An 18,655-nucleotide genomic window follows, 5' to 3' on the forward strand; every position below is an offset into this window, starting at 1 on the left:
GTACAAAACGGCTCATCGTTTTTCTTCTCAAACTCAAAACAAAATCTATGCGGTTACCTCTTCTTCTCATTCTGTTCCCGCTCCTGGCCCTTGCCGCCGATGCCTACATCTACGGGCGGAACCTGCGGCACAAATCGCGGTGGGTCAAGGTGCTTTGGTGGGCTGTCACAGTCCTCGTTCTCGTAGCCGTACTCCTGGCGGTACTCTTCCAGATCAAATTCAAAGGCAGACTCGACATCAACGTAGCCATGTGGACATTCTACGCCTTCTTCCTCGTCTACATGCCCAAATGGTTCTACTCTATCTGTTCGCTGTTCGACTACCTGCCCCGCCTGTGGCACAAACGGCGGGGACGCTGGGGCCACTTCGTGGGACTCGTGCTGTCGTTCTACGTCATGGCGAGCATGCTCTACGGAGCCTTCTATGCCCGCCAGCACCCGGTATACAACTACCGTACCGTCACCTTCGACCGCCTGCCCGAGGCCTTCGACGGATACCGCATCGTACAATTCTCCGACCTCCACATCGAGACCCTCGGCTCGGCCGGGCGATACCTGCCCCGATGGGTGGCCGACATCGACAGCCTGCACCCCGACCTCATCGTCTTCACCGGCGACCTGGTGAACCGGCAGGGCGGCGAACTGCCCCGCTACATGCCTGAGCTCTCGCGGCTCTCGGCTACCGACGGAGTCTACTCGGTACTGGGCAACCACGACTATGGTGACTACTATCACTGGAGCTCGCCTGCCGAACAGGAGAAAACCCTGCAACAGCTCATCGCCGACGAGGGCCGCATGGGGTGGCACATGCTCAACAACCGGTCGGTATGGCTGCACCGCGGCAACGACAGCATCGCCCTCATCGGGGTCGAAAACTGGGGCATGCCCCCCTTCCCCCAATACGGACGGCTGGCCGAAGCCTACCCCGCGCTGAACGACTCGACCTTCAAGATACTGCTCTCGCACAACCCGCTGCACTGGCGCCACGAGGTGATTCCGCAGAGCAACATCAACCTCACCCTCTCGGGCCATACCCACGCCATGCAGTTGAAGTTGGGGTGGAAAGGGTTTGAATACTCGCTGGCCGAACCCATGTACCCCGAATGGAGCGGTCTCTACACCGCTCCCGACGGACGACACAAACTCTACGTCAACGAGGGTATGGGGTGCGTCTTCCTGCCCATGCGCATAGGCGCCCGCCCCGAGATTACCGTCATCACGCTAAAGAAAGAACCATGAATACAACGTTCCCAAAAATCCTGGCCCAGTCGCTGGGTATCGCCGAACCCCAGGTAGCCAAAACCATCGAACTGCTCGAGGGCGGGGCCACCATCCCCTTCATCAGCCGATACCGCAAGGAGGCCACCGGCTCGCTCGACGAGGTGCAGATAGGCCGCATCAAGGAGGATTATGACCGACTGTGCGAACTGGCCAAACGCAAAGAATCGATACTATCGACCATCGACGAGCAGGGCAAACTCACCGACGAGCTGCGCCAGCGCATCGACTCGTGCTGGAACGCCACCGAACTCGAAGACATATATCTGCCCTACAAGCCCCGCCGACGGACCCGAGCCGAGATTGCCCGCGAACGCGGTCTCGAACCGCTGGCCAAAATCATCATGTCGCAACGCAACGACCGCATCGAGGCCAGCGCCTCGCGATTCATTACGGCCGAGGTGACCGACGCCGAAAGCGCCATCAAGGGAGCCTGCGACATCATGGCCGAATGGGTGGCCGAAAACGAACGGGCCCGCAACACCGTGCGCCGCAGCTTCGAGCAGAGCGGTGTCATCGCGGCCAAAGTGGTCAAGGGCAAAGAGACGGAGGGCGATAAATACCGCGACTACTTTGCCTGGAGCGAACCGCTGCGGCGATGTGCCTCGCACAAGATTCTGGCCGTGCGCCGCGGCGAAAAGGAGGGTATCCTGCGGGTATCGATTGCCCCCGACGACGAACAGGCTCTCACTCGCCTGCAACGCCTCTTTGTCAAGGGCGAAGGCGAAGCCTCTACCCTCGTAGGGGAGGCGGTGACCGACAGCTACAAACGACTGTTGCGACCCTCGATTGAGAGCGAATTTGCCGCCTCGTCCAAAGAGAAGGCCGACGATGCGGCCATCGCCGTCTTTGCCGAGAACGTGAAGCAGTTGCTGCTGGCCCCTCCGCTGGGGCAGAAACGGGTATTGGCCATCGACCCCGGATTCCGTACCGGCTGCAAGGTGGTCTGCCTCGATGCCCAGGGCAACCTGCTGCACAACGAGACCATCTATCCCCACCCGCCCCGGCAGGACCGCGCAGGGGCGGCCCGCAAACTCACCCAACTGGTCGAGAGCTACAAGATTGAAGCCATCGCCATAGGCAACGGTACCGCCGGACGCGAGACCGAAGAGTTTGTCACCAACCTGCGCTACGACCGCAAGATACAGGTCTTTGTCGTGAGCGAAAGCGGTGCCTCCATCTACTCGGCTTCGAAGGTGGCCCGCGAGGAGTTCCCCGACCAGGACGTGACGGTGCGAGGTGCCGTGTCGATAGGCCGGCGGCTCATCGACCCCCTGGCCGAACTGGTGAAGATCGACCCCAAGTCGATAGGCGTGGGGCAATACCAGCACGACGTGGACCAGACGAAGCTGAAGCGGTCGCTCGACCGTGTGGTGGAGTATTGCGTCAACTCGGTAGGCGTCAACGTCAACACCGCCAGCAAGCACCTGCTCACCTACATCTCGGGACTGGGCCCTCAGCTGGCCCAGAATATCGTGGAGTACCGCCAAGCCAACGGCGACTTTATGAGCCGCAGCGACCTGCTCCGGGTGCCCCGCATGGGAGCCAAGGCCTTTGAGCAGTCGGCCGGATTCCTGCGCATACCTCATGCCGCCAACCCGCTCGACAACTCGGCCGTTCACCCCGAGCGCTACGCCATCGTCGAACAGATGGCCGCCGACCTGGGCTGCACCATAGGCGAACTCATCGAGAACAAAGAGCTGAAAAAGCAGCTCGACCTGAAGCGATACATCGCGGGCGACGTGGGCATGCCCACCCTCACCGACATCATGGCCGAGCTCGACAAACCCGGGCGGGACCCCCGCCGCTATATCGAGATGATGGAGTTCGACGCCAAAGTCAAGAGCATCGACGACCTGCAAGAGGGCATGGTGCTCAACGGCATCGTCACCAACATTACGCAGTTCGGCTGCTTTGTCGACATCGGCATCAAGGAGAACGGCCTGGTACACATCTCGCAGATGGCCGACCGCTACATCGCCAACCCCGCCGAGGTGGTATCGATGCACCAGCCCGTGCGGGTACGGGTCATCGGGATAGACCGCGAACGCAAACGCATACAACTCTCATTAAAAGATGTATCATGAATACCGCTTTAATCAGTTTGGCTTCCAATTCGCCCGATAAACGGGAACAGATGGAACAGGCCTTTGCCGAGTTGCGGGCCATGGGCATCGTGGCCCGGTCGTCGTCGATTTACGAGACGGCCCCTTACGGAAATCCCCGACACCCCAACTACCTCAACGCCGTGGCCTGCATCCGCACTGCGGCCGAATACCCGGTGCTCTACGATACCCTCAAGGAGATGGAGCGAGCCCACGGCCGCACCCCCCAGTCGAAACTGAGCGGCGAGATTCCGCTCGACATCGACATCGTCGTGTGGAACGGTGAGACCCTGCGCCCGCAAGACTACGAGCGCGACTACTTCAAGACCGGACTGCACGAGATACAACCTGTTGAGAACCAACAACCCCACCCGATTGTTTCACATTAAATACGATTCGATATGAAAACAGTAGAAGAAACCTTACTCAAACGTACTTCGGTACGCCGTTACGAATACGACAAGATACCGGCCGAGACTCTCGACTTTATCTACCGGGCCATTGCCAACACCCCCACCAGTTACAACGGTCAGCAATTCTCGGTCATCGCCATCGACGACCAGGCCATCAAGGAGGAGCTCTATGCCATCACCAACCAAAAGCAGATCAAAACCTGCGCCACGCTGCTGATGTTCTGCGCCGATTTCCACAAAATCGACGTGCTGGCCCAAAAGAAGGGAATAGACAACCCCCACTTCGAAAACACGCTCGACGGGGTGATGGTGGGTATCATCGACGCCGCCCTGGCCATGCAGAATGCCGTAGTGGCCGCACAGGCCGCCGGTCTGGGCAGCTGCTGCGTGGGATATGCCCGCACCGCCAATCCCGAGAAGATTGCCGAAATTCTGAAACTGCCTCAGGGCACCTTTGTCATCTGCGCCCTCACGCTGGGTATTCCCCGCGAATCGCCCGACCTGAAACCCAAGCAACCCCTCTCGCTCGTGGTACATCACAACCACTATCGCACCGACGACATGAGCGCCGACCTCGAGCAATACGACCAAACCATATCGGAGTATAACCGCCACCGCAGCGGCACTACCACCGAAAACGACTGGTGCGGCCACATACTCGACTACTACCGCATCGCTCTCGACTACGACATGGAGGGTTACCTCAACAAACAAGGATGCAAATTACCCTTCGTACCGAAAAAATAGAGACAATTTTCGGTTATCGACAAGGTAATGTTCCAACGGAAAAAGGGGCGGTTAGGCGATATTTTTCAGCCTTTTGTCGATATGGTTTTGATATGCCCGGCTGCGGACATACATTTGTATCACAATTAATTAATCGCCCTATGTAAATATTACAGACTATTTTTTTCGATTAACTATTCTATATATTTTGGTTATGTAGCAATTTCGCTGAGAAGCGAGGTTGCTACTTTTTTTTCTACGGCTCACACCCCGATGCCGCACAGATGCAGAATATCGTCGGGCGTATCGACCAGATGGGTAGCACCGGCCCGGCTCAACTCGTCGCGCCCCCGAAATCCCCAGATTACCCCGGCCGACTCTACCCCGGCTGCACGGGCGGTACACATGTCTACGTCCGAGTCGCCTACATACAACGTATCGACCTTCTCCACCCCGGCACGCTGCATGATGTCGTAGACAATATCGGGAGCCGGTTTCGTCGGCACCCCTTCGCGCTGTCCCAGTACGGCTACAAACGGCACACGGGGAAAGTAGTGGGCAACCAGCTTCTCGGTACCCGCCTGATATTTGTTCGAAGCCACCGCCAGCTTTACACCTTGGCCCGACAACTCATCGAGCAGACGCGCTATACCGTCGTAGGGGCGAGTGTGGTCGGTATTGTGTTCGGTATAATATTCGAGAAAGAGAGTGCGCATGTGAGCCACATTCTCGGCCGTGCGAGCCGCTTCGGGCAAGGCACGTTCGAACAGTTTGGTGATGCCGTTGCCCACGAAATAGAGATACTCCTCTACCCGATGTTCGGGGTAGCCACAACCCCGCAAAGCATAGTTGGTACTCGCAGCCAAGTCGGCTATCGTGTTCAACAACGTCCCATCCAAATCAAAAATAACCAGTTGTTTCATCTTTTTTCCTTTTATCCGTGCAAAGATAGTGAAAGTCGAAGGCAGAAAAACAAGCCCGCTTGATTTTTATGTCGCAACATCCCCAGCCTTCGTGAATCCATGGCCCTATTTTTTGTGCACAAATACCCGACTGCCGCCCCTCGACAAGCAAACAGACGGGGCCGGCCGACATTTTCACAGATACGACTTTTAGAACAAATATATATACATAACGACCTTGTGGAGAGGCCTGTCACAAGGTAACTTTGCACTGTTTTCTAACAAAAGGATATGGAACAAACACACGACATAAAGGGCATTCTGTTTAACTTTTCGGGTACAATCGACACCGAGGGATGCGAATGGTTCGACCTCATTTGGCGGAAATATCGGGAGACCGGTATTCCGGTATCGAAGAGCGACTACCTGTGTGCCCACGAATATGCCGAAGCCCAGATTTCGGAATGTAATCTCATCGAGCCCGGGTTCAATCTATATCAGATGCTCTACATCAAACTCTCGCTGCAAATCAAATATCTCATCGACAAAGGACTGCTATCCGACAACGTATGCACCCGCAAGTATCCGCAGCAGTTGGCTACCCTCTGCTACAATCGGGCCATCATGCACGTGAGACAAAACGAATTGATTCTCGAACAACTGGTCAAGCAATATCGACTGGGTATCGTAGCACAGTCGTACGGCAACCTACCGGCCATGCTGGTAGACTTCGGGCTCACCCCCTACTTTACCGACGTGATCGAATCGAGTGCCGTCAACCTCAACAAGCCCGACCAAGCCATTTTCAAACTCTCGGTCGATGCCCTGCACATTGCCCCCGAAGAGACACTGTGCGTGAGCAATTCGCTCAACAACGACCTGTTGCCCGCACAAGGCATCGGCTGCCAAACGGCTTGGCTGAATCTGCGCCCGGTACCTCCGGCCAAACGGGTATCGAACTATCATATAACCTCCTTAACAGACCTTAATGCACTATTATATTCAAAAAGCAATACATAATGTAGGAATACGAAAAAAGGAAACAACTGCTTACTATTGAATTGAATACTGTGTTGTGAAAAACAAATCTAACTAAATATTCCGAACGCTGTGCGCGAGTATAGCCGAGGAAGGCTCTTAGCATAAAAAGTGTATTGACTTGATGGAAGGTCCAGGGCGCGATGTCCAGGACCTTTTTTTTCGCCATATCCTTTTTCGGCAACAAGAAAAACTATACCGACAAGAGTTGTTTATAGAGAATATTGCTAACTTTGCACAAAAAATAAAAAGTATTGTTTGTCTAAAATGGATTGGATACAAAGTCTGCTATTTAATGACGCATCGGTAGCCCATACCGTAATCCTATACGCCTTTGTCATTGCGGTGGGAGTAGCATTGGGCAAACTGAAGTTCTTCGGAGTATCTTTGGGAGTTACGTTTGTTCTCTTCGTCGGGCTGATAGCCGGGCACTTCGGCTTCTCGGCCGAGAAAAACATACTCCACTTCGTACAGGAGTTCGGTTTAATTCTCTTTATTTACTCCATCGGTCTGCAAGTGGGACCCAGTTTCTTCTCCTCGTTCAAGCGAGGCGGGCTCACCCTCAATATGCTGGCCGTGGGTATTGTAGTTCTCAACATTGCTGTGGCGCTCGGCATCTACTTCCTCAACGAAGACCAGGTGAGCATGCCCATGATGGTGGGTATTCTCTCGGGTGCCGTTACCAACACCCCGGGACTGGGTGCCGCACAACAAACCCTGTCGCAGCTGCGGTTCGACGGTTCTATCACCGAAGTCCCCGAGATTGCCCTGGGCTATGCCGCCGCTTATCCGCTGGGTGTAATCGGCATCATCGCCTCGATGCTGGTGATTCGGGCCATCTTCAAGGTGAAACTCGACAAGGAAAATAAGCAAATCGAGGAGGAAAACCAGTCGAGCCAACTCGTGCCCCACGTGGTTACCTACCAGGTAGAAAACAAACTCATCGTAGGTAAAACGCTCGACGACCTCGCCAAGCTCATCGACCGCAACTTCGTGGTGTCGCGTATCAAGCACAACGACGAGGTGATGATTCCCAACTCCGACACGCTGCTGCAAGAGGGCGACCTGTTGCTGGTGGTTCTCTCGCTGCAGGACGAAAGCGCCCTCGAAGCCTTCATCGGACGCCCCGTCGAGATGAACTGGGAAGCCATTCAGGCACCGGTGGTTTCGCGCCGTATTCTGGTTACCCGCCCCGAAATCAACGGGCGCAAAATCGGTAGCTTGCGGCTGCGCATGGGATACCGCCTGAACGCTACCCGCGTGAACCGTGCCGGTTTAGACCTGTTGGCCAACCCCAATCTGGAGCTGCAAATCGGCGACCGCCTCACCGTAGTAGGCCGTATCGAAGACATCAACCGTCTGGCCGAAAAGTTGGGCAACTCGACCAAACGTCTGCACGAGCCCAACATGGTAACCCTCTTCGTGGGTATCTTCCTCGGTATCATTCTGGGTAGTATTCCTATCGCCATACCGGGCATGAGCGTGCCGATGAAACTGGGTCTGGCCGGTGGTCCTCTGGTCGTTGCCATTCTGCTGGGCCGCTTCGGTCACAAGGTACACCTGGTTACCTACACCTCGACAGGCGCCAGCCTCATGCTGCGCGAGGTAGGCATCTGCCTCTTCCTGGCCAGTGTGGGCATCTCGGCCGGCGGCGAGTTTGTCAATACCATCATGTCGGGCGGCCTCGTGTGGGTATGGTGGGGATTCCTCATCACCGTCATTCCCCTGCTCGTCATTGCCGTTATCGCCCGGGCTCACTACAAAATCAACTACTGCTCAATCATGGGTCTGCTCTCGGGAGCCTGCACCGATCCCCCCGCCTTGGCTTATGCCAACAAGGTTTCGGGTAACGATGCACCGTCGGTAGCCTACTCGACCGTCTACCCGCTCACCATGTTCCTGCGAGTTCTGTCGGCGCAGTTGCTCATCCTGCTCTTCTATTAACGAAGCATACCTTTTCGAAACTATCTTCACGAGGGGAATCCACACGGGTTCCCCTCGTTTTTTCACCAGCCTCTCTCCATAAGGGAAAACGCATAACCATACACCCCTGTTTTATCGATAAAAGAGACCGCTTTATCCACAAAAAAGGAAACTCTCTCTATTACATTTTTCTTAATGGCTCGCCAAATGTTAAATTTGAGTTCGAATTTAACGTATCGGTTATGAAAAATTTAATAATATCCACCGGCATTTTAACGCTTCTCTGCTACTCGCCGCTGCATGCTCAGGAACTTCAGGTGAGCCAGGAAGAGTCGATGCCCGAAGTGTGGACATTACAGGATTGCTTCGACTACGCCCACGACCACAGCATCACGCTGCAACAGAACCGACTGTCGATCGAGGAGAGCTCGGTCAATACCAAGGAGGCCAAAGCCCAGCTTTTCCCCTCGTTCGACTTCTCCACGTCGCACAACTACGGCAACTACCCCTTGGCCGACGGCAGCCAGGCCGGCAAAAACGTCTACACCGGCACCTACGGACTCAATGCCTCGTGGACCCTCTTCGACGGGAAGCGCCGCAATACCATCAAGAGCAACCAGCTGCAAGAGCAGCAACAGCAATATGCCTTTCAAGAGAGCCTCGACAACCTGCAAATCGAGATTCTCACCGACTATCTGCAAATTCTCTATGCCGAGGAGGCCGTGAATATCTGCAAGCAGACTGTCGAGGTATCGCTGAGGCAAGTCGAGCGGTCGCGCGAACTGCTGGCCGCCGGCTCTATCTCGAAGAGCGACCTGGCCCAACTCGAGGCCCAATACAGCAACGACAAGTACCAACTGGTATCGGCCGAAGCCAACCGCGACCAACTGCGGCTCAACCTCAAGCAACTGCTCGAACTCGACATCGACGTAGAGATGAACCTGGCTCTGCCGCCCATCGACGAGAGCAAAGTGCTTGTGCCGCTGCCCGACAAGAGCACGGTCTATGCCATCGCCCTGGGATTCATCCCCTCGATACAGAGTGGCAAACTCGAACTCGAGGTGGCCGAGCTCAATATCGCCAATGCCAAAGCAGGTTACTATCCCAACCTCTCGCTCAATGCCGGCATAGGCAGCGGCCACAATACCGACAACAACGGCGGCCTGGGCACCCAACTGAAGCAGGGGCTCAACGAGTCGATCGGGCTCACCCTATCGATACCCATCTACAGCCGCCGGGCCAACAAGTCGGCCGTAGAGCGGGCTCGTATACAGCAGAAAATCAGCGAGCTCGACCTCAAGAATCAGGAGAAAAATCTGCTCAACCAAATCGAGAGCGCCTGGCTCGACGCCTCGTCGGCCCAGTCGCAATACCTGGCCGCCCGCGAGCAGCTCAATGCCACACAGACATCGTTCGAGCTCACCGAAGAGCAATTCTACCTGGGCATGAAAAATACCGTCGAGATGCTCACCGCCAAAAACAACTGGCTCTCGGCCCAGCAAGAGGAGCTGCAATCGCGCTTCATGGCGCTGCTCAACCTCAAGCTGCTCGACTACTACGAAAACAAGCCGCTTACGCTCGATTGATTTGACAATCTCGAATAATAAACTGATCATCACGATATGAAACGAAAAAAAATCATCATTCTCGCCGTGTCGATAGTCGCAGTGATTATAATCCTGTGGTTTATCTTCGGACGGAAATCGAACAGCACAAGCTACATCGTCGAGACGGCCACGGCCACCCGAAGCGACGTATCGGAGGCCGTCACGGCTACCGGTACCATCGAGCCGGTGACCAAGGTCGAGGTGGGTACCCAGGTATCGGGTATCATCGACAAACTGTATGCCGACTACAACTCGATTGTCACCAAGGGACAGCTCATCGCCGAGATGGATAAGGTGACCCTGCAAAGCGAACTCACCTCGCAACAGGCCACCTACGACGGTGCCAAGGCCGAGTACGAGTATCAAGAGAAGAACTACCTGCGCAACAAGGCGTTGCACGAGAAACAGCTCATCAGCGACACCGAGTTCGAGGAGTCGACCTACAACTATGCCAAGGCCAAGAGTGCCTACGAGAGCAGCGAGGCCAATCTGGCCAAGGCCAAGCGTAACCTGGCCTACGCTACCATTACCTCGCCCATCGACGGGGTAGTCATCAGCCGCGCCGTCGAGGAGGGACAGACCGTTGCCGCCGGATTCGAAACGCCTACCCTCTTCACCATTGCCGCCGACCTCACCCAGATGCAGGTGATTGCCGATGTCGACGAGGCCGATATAGGCGGTGTGAAAGAGGGACAACGGGTCGAATTTAGCGTCGACGCCTACCCCAACGACACCTTCGAGGGCACCGTGACACAGGTGCGTCTCGAGGCTACCGAAGAGAGCAACGTGGTTACCTACGAGGTGGTCATCTCGGCCCACAACCCCGATTTGAAACTGAAACCGGGCCTCACGGCCAACGTCACCATCTACATCGCCGAGCGGCGCAACGTCATCAACATTCCACTCAAGGCACTCCGCTTCGTCCCCGATATGCCTTCGGGACAAGCTCCGGCAGCCGAGTCGCAACCGCAGCCCCAACCCCAGAAGCCGGGCAACGACAGCATCAAGACTATTTGGGTACAAGAGAACAATACCTGGACTCCCCGGCAGGTAAAAGTGGGTATGAACAACGGCGTGAATGTAGAGATTTGCGAGGGGCTGAACGAAGGCGAAACCGTAGCCATCGACCGCAAGAGCAACGGCGGCCTGCCGGCCGCTCAGCTCTCGGGAAACAAGGAGGAGAGCCCCTTCATGCCCAAACCGCCGGGAAAGAAGAAATAAAGAAAGGAAACCGACAGCATGGCAACAAAAGAGATCATACGTCTGGAGAACATACGGCGCAACTTTATCGTGGGTAACGAGACGGTACACGCCCTGCGGGGGGTGAGCTTCACCATCAACGCCGGCGAGTTCGTGACCATCATGGGCACCAGCGGCTCGGGCAAGTCGACCTTGCTCAACATTCTGGGCTGCCTCGACACCCCCACCTCGGGCGAATACTACCTCGACGGCATCCCGGTACGGAGCATGGGCAAAAACGAGCGGTCGGTGCTGCGCAACCGCAAGATTGGTTTCGTATTCCAGTCTTACAACCTGCTGCCCAAGACGACCGCCCTCGAAAACGTGGAGCTGCCCCTCATGTACAACTCGGCCATCTCGGCCCGCGAGCGGCACGAACTGGCCTCCAGGGCACTCGATGCCGTGGGACTGGCCGAACGGAAAAACCACAAGTCGAACCAGATGTCGGGCGGACAGCAGCAACGTGTGGCCATTGCCCGGGCTTTGGTAAACGACCCAGTCATCATTCTGGCCGACGAGGCTACCGGTAACCTCGACACCCGCACCTCGTTCGAGATTCTGGTTCTCTTCCAGGAGCTGCACGACCGGGGACGCACCATCATTTTCGTCACGCACAACCCCGAACTCTCGGCCTACAGCAGCCGCAACATCGTGCTGCGCGACGGGAAAATCATCAGCGACACCCCCAACGACCATCCGGCCTCGGCCCTGGAGATGCTGAAAAAACTACCGGTAGAAAGCGATTAAGGAACAAACGACTATGAATCTGACCAATCTCACCAAGATAGCGCTCAAGGCGCTCAACAATAATAAGATGCGATGCTTCCTCACGATGCTGGGCATCATCATCGGCGTAGCGTCGGTGATTACCATGCTGGCCATCGGGCAAGGGTCGAAGCGGAGCATCCGGGCCCAGATTGCCGAAATGGGGTCGAACATGATTATGATTCACCCCGGCAACATGGAGCGGGGCGGCGTGCGGCAGGATGCCTCGTCGATGCAGACCCTCAAGCTCAACGACTACCAGGACATTCTCGACGGCACCGAATATGTGTCGGCCTGCTCGCCCTCGGTCAGCAGCAGCGGGCAGTTCATCTACGGGGCCAACAACTACCCCAGCACCATCTACGGCGTGACCGAAGACTACCTCGAGATACGCAAATTCTCCATCGACGAGGGCAGCATGTTCACCCCGCAAGACGTGCTCACCTCGGCCAAAGTCTGCCTGGTGGGACAGACCATCATCGACAACCTCTTCCCCAACGGCGAGAACCCTATCGGCAAGGTGATACGGTTCAACAAGATACCGCTCAAGATTGTGGGAACCCTCACCCCCAAGGGCTACAACAGCATGGGCATGGACCAGGACGACATGGTGCTGGCCCCCTACACCACGGTGCAGAAGCGGGTACTGGCCATCACCTACCTGCAAGGCATCTTCTGCTCGGCCCTGACCGAGGAACTCACCCCGCAGGCTATCAACGAGATTACCCAGATTCTGCGCAAGAATCACAAAATCAAGGAGGGCGAAGACGACGACTTCGAAATACGGTCGCAAGAGGAGATGAGCTCGATGATGAGCTCGACTACCGACATGATGACCATCCTGCTCGCCTGTATCGCCGGTATCTCGCTGCTGGTGGGCGGTATCGGCATCATGAACATCATGTATGTATCGGTAACGGAGCGCACCCGCGAAATCGGGCTGCGCATGTCGATCGGAGCCCGGGGCATCGACATCCTGGCCCAGTTCCTCATCGAGGCGGTGCTCATCAGCGTCACGGGCGGCATCATCGGGGTGCTGCTGGGTGTGGGAGCATCGATGGTGGTCAACCTCGTATTCAACTGGCCGGTCTACATCCAGGCCTATTCGGTGATACTCTCCTTCCTGGTATGTACCTTCACCGGCATATTCTTCGGCTGGTACCCGGCCCGCAAAGCCGCCAACCTCGACCCCATTGAAGCTATTCGTTATGAATAATCGACATTCTTATACTCAAAATCTTTATCTTTGTACCATGACACCCAACCGGCAACATATACGCCTCCGATGGAATCCCCTCTTCATCCATGCCATTGCATGGACGATTGTCTTTCTCTTCCCGCTCCTCTTCATCGAGCGGTTCGAGAGTATGGGGCGCATACGCAACTTCAGCCTCATGAAGTTCTATATCCAGCCCATCTGCATCGCGGTCATCTTCTACATCAACTATCTGTGGCTTATCGACCGGGTGCTGTTCCGTAAAAAGCCGGTACAGTTTATCCTCTACAACGTGCTGCTCATCGTGGTAGCCAATGTGGCCATCTATCTGGTACACCGCATGATTATCCCCGACGAGTTCCTGTTCAGGCGGCCGGGCGGTCCTCGTCCTCCACGGCCGGGGCTCATGCAGTGGCAGGATTCCATCACCCTGGCTCTGATGGTGGGATTGAGCGTAGCCATCAAGATGACGCAGAAGTGGATTGTCACCGAGAAGGAGCGCAAGCAACTGGAGCAGGAGCGCACCGAGGCCGAGTTGAAGAACCTGAAGAACCAGCTCAACCCGCACTTCCTCTTCAATACCCTCAACAACATCTACTCGCTCATCGCCATCAGCCCCGACCGGGCGCAGAGTGCCGTGCTCGAGTTGAGCAAGATGCTGCGCTATGTACTCTATGAAAATGCTCAGGCCTATGTTCCCATGGAGAAAGAGCTGGAGTTTAACCACAACTACATCGAGCTGATGCGGCTTCGGCTCGCCCGCCACGTGAAGGTCGAGGTCGATATGCCCCAAGGGTTGTGCCGGGGATACCAGATTGCTCCGCTGCTCTTCATCACCCTCATCGAGAATGCCTTCAAGCACGGCACCAGCGCCACCGAACCCTCGTTTGTGACCATCGTCATGCGCGAACCCTCGCCCGGTGTCATCGAGTGCCGCATCGAGAACAGCTGCTTCCCCAAAAACGAGAACGACAAAAGCGGCTCGGGCATCGGGCTCAAAAACCTCTCGCGACAGCTCGAACTGCTCTACCCCGGCAAGTACACCCTGCATGCCGATAGCGACACACGGGTCTACCGCTCGTCGCTCACCATCGACTTGAACTAACCCAAATACGTGGAGACTATGATACTGAAATGCTGTATTATCGACGACGAGCCTCTGGCCATCGAACTGCTGGAGAGTTATGTCAAGCGTACCCCCTTCCTGCAACTGGAAGCCTCGTTCAACTCGGCCGTGCAGGCTGTCGAGCGGGTTTCGCGGGGCGACATCGACCTCATCTTCCTCGACATACAGATGCCCGAGCTCGACGGCATGGAGTTCTCGCACATGATCGAGGGGCGCAGCCGCATTGTCTTTACCACCGCCTTCGGGCAATATGCCGTAGACAGCTACAAGGTCAACGCCATCGACTACCTGCTCAAGCCCATCGCCTATGCCGATTTCCTCAAGGCGGCACAAAAGGCGCTGCAATGGTTCGAGCTGTCGGAGGGGAACACCGCCAATGCCCCGACTACCCCGGCCGAATCGCCGGCGGCAAGCCCCTATATCTTTGTCAAGAGCGACTACAAGCTCAAGCAGATACCCCTCGACAAGATTCTCTACATCGAGGGATTGAAAGATTATGTGAAGATTTATCTCGAAGGCGAGCCGCACCCCATCCTCTCGCTGCTGAGCCTCAAGTCGCTCGAAGAGATGCTGCCCGAGGGGCAGTTCATCCGGGTGCACCGCTCGTTCATCGTGCAGGGATGCAAAATCAAAATGATCGACCGCAACCGCATCGTCTTCGGCAAGGAGTATATCCCCATCTCCGACACCTACAAGGAGTCGTTTGCCGAGTTCATCGCCCGCCACTCGCCCATCGCCGGCAAGTCGCAGGGTTGAACGATGCTCGCCATAAACCACACAAGGAGCAGGCACCCCGGCAACGGGACGTCTGCTCCTTGGCTTGTTTACTTAAATTTATTTCAGTTTCAGGAAGCGTCGTAAATCGAGCGGAAGAAAGAGTTCAGCTGCGCGGCGAAGAGGATACAGGCCGCCGTCAGGGCTCCATACATCACCCAGGTACCGGCACAGTTCCAGCAGGGGTTCGCTGTCAGCTCGCGGGCAAAAGCTACACACAAGGCCGTGCAGATGAGCAATATCAGCACCAGAACCACCAGCGAAATCTTCGCCTCGAGGCTCCACCGCTTGCGCGGCAGTCGGTTCATCACCCGGCGGGTAAACCACCGGTCGTGCCGGGGTTGGGGAGTGTGTCGGTCGAAAAGCTCCCGCCACTGGTCGTCATTCCACTCTTTCATATCCGTTTTTCTTTAAATATTCTCCTAATTTTTGTTTGGCGCGCGAGAGGTACGACTTGACGGTCCCCTCGGGCATACCCGTCACCGCGGCGATGCGGGCGATGGCCATATCCTCGACGAAGTAGAGGGTAACGACCGTACGTTCCTCGGGACGCAGTATCGACAGAGCCTGGGTCATGTCGAGCCGACGGTCTACCGGCTCGGGCGACTGGGGTATCGCCGCCGCCTCGTCCAAAGGCTCGAAGTAGCGGTCGCCCCGCTTGCGCAACTCGTCGTAGTAGAGGTTGTAGGCCACCCTGAAGAGCCAGGTCGAGAACGAGGAGAGACCCTTGTAGCTGCGCAGGTGGTAATAGACCTTGATGAAGGTCTCCTGCGCCAGGTCATCGCTGAGCGATTCGTCGCCACCGGTGAGGCTCAGAAAGAAGCGCTTCACCCGCCCCTGGTATTTATCGACCAGCGAGGCAAAAGCCTTGCGGTCGTCCAGCAGGGCGCAACGTGCCACCCACATCATATCCTCGGTCTTCTCCATCGTGTCGAGGCCGGTTATTCGGGTTGATTATCGGTGTGATCGTTATCGGGGCGCGACGATACCCGATAGAGTATCAGTTTGCCCGCACCCACCAGAATAAAGATGGCCGCCAATCCCAACAGGAAGATTCCCACGCCATCGCCAAACTCTTCGGTACCGTTGATACTCCACAACACAATGCTCCAGATGGCAAAGCCCAAACCGATACCCAGGAATACCAAGCCCTGGTTGAGGGTCACCAGCTTGTCGGGGCGAGCCTGTCGCGACCGGGGCGACTCGAAAAATCCGTCGGGCAACTCACGCCCGGCCTCGATGGCCTTCTCGATAACCTGATAGTGGGCCTTCTGCTTCTTGTTGCGGTAGTAGATAAAGAAGAAGATAATCAGGAAGGCAAACAGGAAGGGAACGGTTATGCCCAACACTGGGACAATCGCATCGAGAATATCCTCGGCATCGGCCTCATAATGCATCAAAGACCGTTGTTTTTCCAGCTCAATCTCGGCCATACGCACCTTGTAGGCTTCGGTCTCGTTCATGTCGCCAAGAGTATCGCTTTCGGTCGTCGCCGCAGCCACGGCTGCTGTCGGTTTTGAAGTCGGGTTCACATTCCCGGTCTGTGCCATTACAGTTGCGCCCGTCCACAACACGAGTGAAAGGAGCGCTGTCATTACAAATCGTTTCATCTTGCTATCTGTTTTTAATTTATGTATCATTTTTTTGTTCATCTCTCTTTCCGGAAATTCAACCATTAGACGCAAGTCACCCCCCGGCAGGTTGCAGACACCCCCGATTTTTTTCAAAAAAATTTCTCGACAGGGCATCAGCCCCCGCCCGAGGCACAACAAATTTACTCATAATCCAAGAAAATAGGGCCACAAGCAACCAATGCCCGCAAAAAAGCGGTAATTTTGCACCGCGAAACAAATAACGAAGCTATGAAACCCAAAGAGATCAATAAAGTCGAGATTCGTAATCTGCAACGCGAAGACTACGACCAGTTGGCCAACTCGTTCACCCGTGTCTATGCCGACGGCAGCGACGTGTTCTGGACCCCCGAACAGATAGACAAACTCATCCGCATCTTCCCCGAAGGGCAGATCGTGACCGTGGTCGATGGCAAAATCGTGGGATGCGCCCTCTCGATCATCGTCAACTACAACGATGTGAAAAACGACCACACCTATGCTCAGGTGACCGGCAACGAAACCTTCAACACCCACACCCGCAAGGGTAACATCCTCTACGGCATCGAGGTATTCGTGCACCCCGACTACCGCGGCCTGCGGCTCGCCCGCCGTATGTATGAATACCGCAAGGAGCTGTGCGAGAAACTCAACCTCAAGGCCATCATGTTTGGCGGCCGGCTGCCCAACTACCACAAGTATGCCGACCACATGCGCCCCAAAGAGTACATCGACAAGGTGCGCAAGCGCGAGATATTCGACCCGGTACTGCTCTTCCAGCTCTCCAACGACTTCCACGTGCGCAAGGTGATGCGCAACTACCTGCCCAACGACGAGGAGTCGAAACATTTCGCCTGCCTGCTCCAGTGGGACAACATCTACTACCAGGAGCCTACCGAAGAGTATATCTCGCCCAAGACGACCGTGCGGGTGGGACTCGTGCAGTGGCAGATGCGCAGCTACAAGACGCTCGACGACCTCTTCGAACAGGTCGAGTTCTTCGTCGACTCGGTGAGCAGCTACCAGAGCGACTTCGTGCTCTTCCCCGAATACTTCAACGCCCCCCTCATGGCCCGCTTCAACGACGAGAGCGAGTCGGAGGCCATCCGCGGTCTGGCCCAGTACACCGACGAGATACGCGAGCGGTTCATCAACCTGGCCATCCGCTACAACATCAATATCATCACCGGCAGCATGCCCCTCATCAAAGAGGACGGACTGCTCTACAACATCGGCTACCTGTGCCGTCGCGACGGTACCTACGAGATGTACGAGAAACTGCACGTCACCCCCGACGAAATGAAGTGCTGGGGATTGAACGGCGGCAAAGCCATCCGCACCTTCGAGACCGACTGCGCCAAGATAGGCGTGCTCATCTGCTACGATGTCGAGTTCCCCGAGCTGTCGCGCATCATGGCCGGCGAGGGCATGCAAATACTCTTCGTCCCCTTCCTCACGGACACGCAGAATGCCTATTCGCGCGTGCGCGTCTGCGCCCAGGCCCGCGCCATCGAAAACGAGTGCTTCGTGGTCATTGCCGGTAGTGTAGGCAACTTGCCCAAGGTGCACAACATGGACATCCAGTATGCCCAGTCGGGTGTCTTCACCCCCTGCGACTTCGCCTTCCCCACCGACGGACGCCGTGCCGAGGCTACCCCCAACACCGAGATGATTCTCATCTCCGACGTCGACCTCGACCTGCTCAACGAGCTCCACACCTACGGCAGCGTGCGCAACCTCAAGGACCGCCGCAGCGACCTCTACGAGGTGAAGATGAAAAAGGTAAGTCAGGAATAACCACGGTGTTTCCAGTATATGCACGCAGGGGATAGAACGTCGATTCTATCCCCTGCTGCTATATTCCGGATCAAAGTTTATCGCCTTACATACACGACAGTCTCGTCGCCTTGCGAGAGATACAACTTATTGTCCCG

Annotated in this window: 17 protein-coding genes; 13 read left to right on the top strand and 4 right to left on the bottom strand. The window is 56.1% G+C overall.

The window, feature by feature from the left end:
• Positions 1 to 47: 47 nt before the first annotated feature.
• Genes NW211_RS09290 through NW211_RS09305 form a run of 4 tightly spaced genes read left to right on the top strand, consistent with a single transcriptional unit; the run spans position 48 to position 4,542 of the window.
• The gene (locus tag NW211_RS09290; RefSeq protein ID WP_258327648.1) at positions 48 to 1,238 is read left to right on the top strand and encodes a metallophosphoesterase; all 1,191 of its coding nucleotides are present in this window, start codon (positions 48 to 50) and stop codon (positions 1,236 to 1,238) included.
• The gene (locus NW211_RS09295) at positions 1,235 to 3,364 is read left to right on the top strand and encodes a Tex family protein (protein WP_258327649.1); all 2,130 of its coding nucleotides are present in this window, start codon (positions 1,235 to 1,237) and stop codon (positions 3,362 to 3,364) included. The genes NW211_RS09290 and NW211_RS09295 overlap by 4 nt, the downstream gene beginning before the upstream one ends.
• Positions 3,361 to 3,771, top strand: coding sequence for a 2-amino-4-hydroxy-6-hydroxymethyldihydropteridine diphosphokinase (gene folK, locus NW211_RS09300; RefSeq protein WP_087408467.1), 411 nt, complete (start codon positions 3,361 to 3,363; stop codon positions 3,769 to 3,771). The genes NW211_RS09295 and folK overlap by 4 nt, the downstream gene beginning before the upstream one ends.
• Positions 3,772 to 3,783: 12 nt before the next feature.
• Positions 3,784 to 4,542: a nitroreductase family protein gene (locus NW211_RS09305; RefSeq protein WP_087408466.1), complete on the top strand. Its 759-nt coding sequence runs from the start codon at positions 3,784 to 3,786 to the stop codon at positions 4,540 to 4,542.
• 242 nt (positions 4,543 to 4,784) lie between these two features.
• Here the strand turns inward: NW211_RS09305 and NW211_RS09310 are convergent, their stop codons facing one another.
• Positions 4,785 to 5,444: an HAD family hydrolase gene (locus NW211_RS09310; RefSeq protein WP_258327650.1), complete on the bottom strand. Its 660-nt coding sequence runs from the start codon at positions 5,442 to 5,444 to the stop codon at positions 4,785 to 4,787.
• Positions 5,445 to 5,714: 270 nt separating this feature from the next.
• Between NW211_RS09310 and NW211_RS09315 the strand changes: the two genes are divergently transcribed.
• The 8 genes from NW211_RS09315 to NW211_RS09350 all read left to right on the top strand — a co-directional run bounded on the left by NW211_RS09315 (position 5,715) and on the right by NW211_RS09350 (position 15,093).
• On the top strand, positions 5,715 to 6,443 hold the full coding sequence (locus tag NW211_RS09315; protein WP_087408464.1) for an HAD family hydrolase: 729 nt from the start codon (positions 5,715 to 5,717) through the stop codon (positions 6,441 to 6,443).
• A gap of 285 nt (positions 6,444 to 6,728) precedes the next feature.
• The gene (locus tag NW211_RS09320; RefSeq protein ID WP_087408463.1) at positions 6,729 to 8,405 is read left to right on the top strand and encodes a putative transporter; all 1,677 of its coding nucleotides are present in this window, start codon (positions 6,729 to 6,731) and stop codon (positions 8,403 to 8,405) included.
• A gap of 221 nt (positions 8,406 to 8,626) precedes the next feature.
• Positions 8,627 to 9,970 (top strand): TolC family protein, encoded by a 1,344-nt coding sequence (locus NW211_RS09325; RefSeq protein ID WP_258327651.1) that lies wholly within the window; start codon positions 8,627 to 8,629, stop codon positions 9,968 to 9,970.
• 36 nt (positions 9,971 to 10,006) lie between these two features.
• The gene (locus NW211_RS09330) at positions 10,007 to 11,212 is read left to right on the top strand and encodes an efflux RND transporter periplasmic adaptor subunit (protein WP_258327652.1); all 1,206 of its coding nucleotides are present in this window, start codon (positions 10,007 to 10,009) and stop codon (positions 11,210 to 11,212) included.
• A gap of 18 nt (positions 11,213 to 11,230) precedes the next feature.
• Positions 11,231 to 11,977 carry an ABC transporter ATP-binding protein gene (locus NW211_RS09335; RefSeq protein ID WP_087408460.1) on the top strand — a complete coding sequence of 249 codons (747 nt, stop codon included), beginning with the start codon at positions 11,231 to 11,233 and terminating at the stop codon, positions 11,975 to 11,977.
• Between the two features lie 13 nt (positions 11,978 to 11,990).
• On the top strand, positions 11,991 to 13,211 hold the full coding sequence (locus tag NW211_RS09340) for an ABC transporter permease (RefSeq protein ID WP_258327653.1): 1,221 nt from the start codon (positions 11,991 to 11,993) through the stop codon (positions 13,209 to 13,211).
• 37 nt (positions 13,212 to 13,248) lie between these two features.
• The gene (locus tag NW211_RS09345) at positions 13,249 to 14,316 is read left to right on the top strand and encodes a sensor histidine kinase (protein ID WP_258327654.1); all 1,068 of its coding nucleotides are present in this window, start codon (positions 13,249 to 13,251) and stop codon (positions 14,314 to 14,316) included.
• An 18-nt stretch (positions 14,317 to 14,334) separates the two neighbouring features.
• On the top strand, positions 14,335 to 15,093 hold the full coding sequence (locus tag NW211_RS09350) for a LytTR family DNA-binding domain-containing protein (protein ID WP_258327655.1): 759 nt from the start codon (positions 14,335 to 14,337) through the stop codon (positions 15,091 to 15,093).
• A gap of 89 nt (positions 15,094 to 15,182) precedes the next feature.
• Here NW211_RS09350 and NW211_RS09355 read toward each other — a convergent pair whose 3' ends face one another.
• Genes NW211_RS09355 through NW211_RS09365 form a run of 3 tightly spaced genes read right to left on the bottom strand, consistent with a single transcriptional unit; the run spans position 15,183 to position 16,721 of the window.
• Positions 15,183 to 15,509, bottom strand: coding sequence for a hypothetical protein (locus NW211_RS09355; protein WP_258327656.1), 327 nt, complete (start codon positions 15,507 to 15,509; stop codon positions 15,183 to 15,185).
• Complete coding sequence (locus tag NW211_RS09360; protein WP_258327657.1) at positions 15,493 to 16,038, bottom strand: RNA polymerase sigma factor; 546 nt, start codon at positions 16,036 to 16,038, stop codon at positions 15,493 to 15,495. Before NW211_RS09360 ends, NW211_RS09355 begins: the two co-directional genes overlap by 17 nt.
• A gap of 14 nt (positions 16,039 to 16,052) precedes the next feature.
• Positions 16,053 to 16,721, bottom strand: a complete 669-nt coding sequence (locus NW211_RS09365; RefSeq protein WP_258327658.1) for a DUF6249 domain-containing protein — start codon at positions 16,719 to 16,721, stop codon at positions 16,053 to 16,055.
• A 252-nt stretch (positions 16,722 to 16,973) separates the two neighbouring features.
• On the opposite strand from NW211_RS09365, the gene NW211_RS09370 reads away from it, so the two are divergent.
• Complete coding sequence (locus tag NW211_RS09370; protein WP_258327659.1) at positions 16,974 to 18,518, top strand: bifunctional GNAT family N-acetyltransferase/carbon-nitrogen hydrolase family protein; 1,545 nt, start codon at positions 16,974 to 16,976, stop codon at positions 18,516 to 18,518.
• The last annotated feature ends 137 nt before the right edge of the window (positions 18,519 to 18,655 follow it).

It is taken from the genome of Barnesiella sp. ET7, from assembly GCF_024733785.1.
GTDB lineage: Bacteria > Bacteroidota > Bacteroidia > Bacteroidales > Barnesiellaceae > Barnesiella > Barnesiella merdigallinarum.